Origin of the sequence: Streptomyces sp. WELS2, assembly GCF_013870595.1 — a bacterium.
In the GTDB taxonomy this organism is placed as follows: Bacteria; Actinomycetota; Actinomycetes; order Streptomycetales; family Streptomycetaceae; genus Streptomyces.
In genome coordinates this window covers 1-3,648 of record NZ_JACBWZ010000641.1, presented here as the reverse complement: position 1 = coordinate 3,648, position 3,648 = coordinate 1, and the positions used below count along the sequence as shown (strand labels likewise).

Here is a 3,648-nt window from a genome sequence, read left to right as displayed (position 1 = left end):
TCAGCCACCGGCGCAGGGCGTACCGCAGCCGGCCGCGGGCCGGGCGCTCGGCGACGACGGCGGTGAAGCGCCGGTGGTCCCGCACTTCACGCAGCGCGTCCAGGTCGTGCCGGCCCGGCGCGGGCGGTTCGGGCTCGCCGCGCAGGCGGGCCCGGTAGGTGTCGAGGAGGTACTGCTGGGTGATGCTCATGGCGGATCGCCTTCTCGGGACGTTGGCTGATCGGGTGACTGATCGGGCTCCGCGGCTGCCCCGGTGCCTTCAGCCTGCTGCCCGTCCCGCGCGGTTGTCCCGTCGATTGACGCCGGCCGTCAATCGACACGGGCGTTGTCGGTGGGCGGGTGCACGATGGGTCCATGAGCGTGACCATCGACATCACCGCACTGCCCCTGGAGCGGATCACCGTCGCGCCGTCTCCGCTGGCGGAGCTGGGGATGGCGCTGCACGCGCTGAGCGAACCCGGCCACCATCCCGACCTGCGGGGCTGGGCGGCCGCCGTCTCCTCCCGGCTCGACCCCTCCCTCGCCGACCGGCTGTGCGAGGCGGACTTCCTGTGGCATTCGACGTTCTCCGACGTCTTCGCCCCGTTCGCCGGCATCCCGGGCGGGCGCGCGGTGCCCGGGGCCACGCTCGCCGAAGAGCTGGACCTGCTGGACAAACTGACGGACGAGCAGTTCGTCAACGCGGCGCTGGAGTTCACCTGCCAGCTGCGCTACGACATCCAGGAGGCCGGCCCGCTGCACGATCCGGAGCTGCGCCGGCGCTCCCTCGAGCTGGCCGCCGCGCGCGGGGCCGTGCAGGAGCGGTTCACCCGCCGCCTGCTGACGGATCCGCCGGCCGTGCGCGCCTGGTTCCGGCAGCTGATGCTCGACTGCGACGACGCCTTCTTCGCCGACACCTGGGCCCGCGTCCAGCCCCAGCTGGCCGCGGACGCCCGGCACAAGACCGAGCTGCTGCGCCGCAAGGGGCTCGGGGAAGCCCTCGCCTCCCTGTCCGGCGCGGTGTCGCTGGACGAGGAGGGCCGGGTGATCACGGTCGACAAACTGGTGGCGGGCCACACCGCCGCCGGCGACGGCGGCCTGGTGCTGGTGCCGACCAGCCTCGGCTGGCCGCACCTGATGGTCCTGCACCGGTACGGCTGGCAGCCGGCGATCACCTATCCGGCGAGCGGTTCCCGGCCGCAGGCCCCGTCCGTGGAGCAGCTCACCCTCCGGCTGGAGGCGCTGGCCCACCCGGTGCGGATGCGGCTGTGCCGGCACCTGGCGCGCGCCCCGCACACCACCAGCGAGCTGGCCGACGCGCACGGCATGACCGCGCCCGAGATATCCCGGCACCTGTCGGTGCTGAGGAAGGCGGGCCTGGTCACCGGTTCCCGTCGCGGCCGGTACGTCCGGCACCAGCTGGACCTGACCGCGGTGGCCCGGCTGGGCAGCGACTTCATCGAGGGCGTCCTGCGCTGAGCCGCCCGCCCGGGGCCGGCCGAGGACGTCCCGCGCGCGGAGTCCCCGGCCGGACCGGCCGAGGGCCCTCGCGCCGAGCCGCCGACCGAAGGCGGCGTCGCCGTCAGCCGTGACCGCCCGCGCGCACGAGTCCCGTCTCGTACGCCAATACGACCACCTGCACCCGGTCCCTGAGACCGAGCTTGGTCAGGATGCGGCCCACGTGGGTCTTCACCGTCGCCTCGCTCAGCACCAGCCGGGCCGCGATCTCGCCGTTCGACAGGCCCTGTGCGACCAGCACCATGACCTCGCGCTCGCGCTCCGTGAGCCGTTCCAGCTCCTTGTGCCGGGGCTCCTTGCCGGTGGCGGGCAGCATCGGCGCGAAGCGGTCGAGCAGCCGCCTGGTGGTGGAGGGCGCGACGACCGCGTCACCGCTGTGCACGGCGCGGATCGCGGCCAGCAGGTCGCCGGGCGGCACGTCCTTGAGCATGAAGCCGGAGGCGCCCGCCTTCAGCCCGGAGAAGGCGTACTCGTCCAGGTCGAACGTGGTCAGGATGAGCACCTTCGGCGGGTCGGGCTCGGAGCAGATCCGCCGGGTGGCCTCCACGCCGTCCAGCTTCGGCATGCGGACGTCCATCAGGATCACGTCGACGGCGGTGGACCGCAGCACCTGGAGGGCCTCCACGCCGTCGCCCGCCTCCGCGACGACCTCCATGTCCGGCTGGGCGGCGAGCACCATCCGGAACCCGGTGCGCAGCAGCACCTGGTCGTCGACGAGCATCACGCGGATCGTCATGGGTCCTCTTCCGTGTCTTCTTCGGTTGCCGTCTTGGTGGTGCGCAGGTGCGCGCGGGGGCGCGCGAGGAGGTCAGTGCGCCGGCTTGAGCGGCAGCAGGGCGCTGATGCGGAATCCTCCGCCGGGCCGCGGTCCCGCGTCCAGCGTGCCGCCGACCATGCCGACGCGCTCGCGCATGCCGATCAGGCCGTGCCCCCGGCCGTCGGCGCCGCCGTCCTCGTACAGCTCGTGCGGGGCGCCCTTGCCGTCGTCCTCGACCAGCAGGCCCAGGCCGTCGTCGAAGTAGACCAGCCGTACGCTCGCGCCCGCCCCCGGCCCGCCGTGCTTGCGGGTGTTGGTGAGCGCCTCCTGCACGATCCGGTACGCCGTCAGCTCCACCCCGCTGGGCAGCGGGCGCGGGGTGCCCTCCACCTTGAAGTCGACCGGCAGGCCGGAGCTGCGGCACTGTTCGACGAGGTCGTCGATCTGCTCCACGTCGGGCTGCGGGACGTACTCCCCGGTCTCCTGGTGCTCGCCGGTGCGCAGCACGCCCAGCAGGCGGCGCATCTCGGCCAGGGCCTGGCGGCCGGTGGAGGAGATCGTCTCCAGGGCCTTCTTCGCCTGTTCGGGCGCGGTGTCCATGACGTAGTTGGCGCCGTCGGCCTGCACCACCATCACCGACACGTTGTGCGCGACCACGTCGTGCAGCTCGCGCGCGATGCGGGCGCGCTCGGCGGCGACCGCGACCTTCGCCTGCGCCTCGCGCTCCTTCTCCAGGCGGGCCGCGCGCTCCTCCAGCTGGGCGAAGTAGGCGCGCCGGGTGCGCATGGAGTCACCGAGCACCCAGGCGAGGGCGAACGGCACCGTCTGGAAGACCGCGATGGCGACCTGCCCGGCGAAACTGGCCTGCTCCTGCGGCCAGCGGATCTGGGCCGCGGCCGCCGCGCAGAGGCTGACACAGAGCGCGAGCCGGGACGACCAGCGCGCCCCGACCGCCGCGACCGTGTACGTGATCACCAGCATGGCGAAGTCGGCGACGGTCGTCTCGACGTCCAGGACCAGCTGGGCCAGCCCGGTCGCCAGGGCGACCAGCAGCATGGGCTCCGGGAGACGGCGGCGCAGCGCCACCACCACGCACAGGACGGCGGACACGGCCAGACCCGCGGGCAGCGACCCGTGGTGATGCGGCGACCCGTCGAAGCTGACCTCGCTCATCCCGGACATCCCGAACAGGACGACGGCCCAGAAGGTGTCGACCCAGGTCGGGTGGCGACGGAGGAAGTCATAGAGGCGCTGCACGTAACCCAGCGTAGGGAAACCGGGGGGGTGCGGGGGTCAACCGGAGGGCCGATTCCGCGCCCGGCGCGCGTACTCCGCAAGGTGGATGCCGTGATCACCTGTGCGCCTAGTCTGGCTCCGTGACGGATGAGACGACG

The 3,648-nt window shown here is 73.2% G+C and carries 4 protein-coding genes; 1 reads left to right on the top strand and 3 read right to left on the bottom strand.

The window, feature by feature from the left end:
• On the bottom strand, positions 1-190 hold a 190-nt coding region (locus tag H5J33_RS27260; RefSeq protein WP_181797497.1), incomplete at its 3' end, for a hypothetical protein.
• Between the two features lie 164 nt (positions 191-354).
• Between H5J33_RS27260 and H5J33_RS27255 the strand changes: the two genes are divergently transcribed.
• On the top strand, positions 355-1,458 hold the full coding sequence (locus H5J33_RS27255; protein WP_181797496.1) for a DUF5937 family protein: 1,104 nt from the start codon (positions 355-357) through the stop codon (positions 1,456-1,458).
• 103 nt (positions 1,459-1,561) lie between these two features.
• On the opposite strand, the gene H5J33_RS27250 is transcribed toward H5J33_RS27255, so the two are convergent.
• Positions 1,562-2,233 (bottom strand): response regulator transcription factor, encoded by a 672-nt coding sequence (locus H5J33_RS27250; protein WP_181797495.1) that lies wholly within the window; start codon positions 2,231-2,233, stop codon positions 1,562-1,564.
• 72 nt (positions 2,234-2,305) lie between these two features.
• Positions 2,306-3,511, bottom strand: coding sequence for a sensor histidine kinase (locus H5J33_RS27245; RefSeq protein ID WP_181797494.1), 1,206 nt, complete (start codon positions 3,509-3,511; stop codon positions 2,306-2,308).
• Between the last annotated feature and the right edge of the window lie 137 nt (positions 3,512-3,648).

What these genes read in the sequence shown, in the direction of transcription:
- H5J33_RS27250 (WP_181797495.1), bottom strand. Translation starts at nt 2,233, where the DNA reads ATGACGATCCGCGTGATGCTCGTCGACGACCAGGTGCTGCTGCGCACC.
- H5J33_RS27255 (WP_181797496.1), top strand. Translation starts at nt 355, where the DNA reads ATGAGCGTGACCATCGACATCACCGCACTGCCCCTGGAGCGGATCACC.